At 71.6% G+C, this 1,132-nt stretch carries 2 protein-coding genes; both read left to right on the top strand.

What is annotated here, in order from left to right:
• Window positions 1–795, top strand: a 795-nt coding sequence (locus AC5RUJ_RS16870) for a glutamate ligase domain-containing protein (RefSeq protein WP_494156319.1), incomplete at its 5' end; no start/stop codon positions are given.
• Between the two features lie 6 nt (window positions 796–801).
• Window positions 802–1,132: Mur ligase domain-containing protein (locus AC5RUJ_RS16865; protein WP_494156318.1), on the top strand; the 331-nt coding region annotated here is incomplete at its 3' end.

The following is a 1,132-nucleotide window of genomic DNA, read 5'->3' as shown; positions in this document are numbered from 1 at the left end:
CAGGCCCGGTCCGCCGGAGTCCCGGTGGCCACCCTGGCCACCCAGGGCGGCAGCGCCGACTGGTCCGTCCGCAACCCGGTCCGTGAGGGCCTGGGGCACCGGTTTGAACTGCACGGGCCCGACGGCGTGGTGCTGCGGCTGCACACCGGGTTGCCCGGCTCGTTCAACATCTCCAACGCCGCGCTGGCCGTGGTGATGGTGGCGGCCTCCGGCACCCCTTCGGCGCGGCTCCAGCAGGCGCTCGACACTGCGGATCCGCTGACCGTGGAGGTTCCCGGCCGGATGCAGGTCCTCAGCGGCAACCCGGCAGCGATCGTTGACTTCGCTCACAATCCCGACGCGCTCGAGCGGACCCTGGCCTCGGTGCGCCGCCCCGAACCCGGGGCACGCGTGATCGTGGTGTTCGGAGCCACCGGGGAACGCGATCAAACCAAGCGCCCGCTGATGGGGGCGATCGCCGCCCGGCTCGCCGACGTCGTCATCGTCAGCGACGACGACCCGCACGGCGAGGACGCCGCCCGCATCCGCGCGGATGTGCTGTCCGGCGCACGCGCCGCGGCCGAACGGGAGCAACTGCCGGCCGACATTATCGAAGTCTTCCCCCGTGCGGAGGCCATCGAGCGGGCCGTGGCCCTGGCGGCGCCCCGGGACACGGTCCTCGTCGCCGGCCGCGGCCATGAGGTCTGGCAGGAGGTCAACGGCCAGAACCTGGCCCTCGACGACCGGGAGGAACTGCGCGCGGCCCTGCACCGGCACGGATTCGAAGTGCTCTCCCCGAACGCGGTAGAGTCCTAGATCGTCATGATTGAACTAACTGCAGCCGATATAGCGGCGATTACCGGCGGACGGATCGTTGGGGAACCCGTCGGTGCCACGGGGGACACCGGCGGCATCACCGTGAGTTCCGCCACCACAGACTCCCGCGAAATTGAGCCCGGCGGCCTGTTCGTGGCCAAGCCGGGCGAGACCGCAGACGGGCATTTCTACGTCGCCGCGGCCTTCGAAGCCGGTGCCGTGCTGGCGCTGACCGAACGCGAGGTCTCCGACCCGACCGGCCGCCTCCTGCCGCAGATCGTGGTGGCGGACGCCGTGCTGGCTATGGGCGCCGTCGCCGCGGCCATCGTCGCACGGC

This window comes from Arthrobacter sp. Y3223164, from assembly GCF_059091005.1.
The sequence above is the reverse complement of the archived record's forward strand: the minus strand, read 5'-3'. Positions and strand labels throughout refer to the sequence as shown.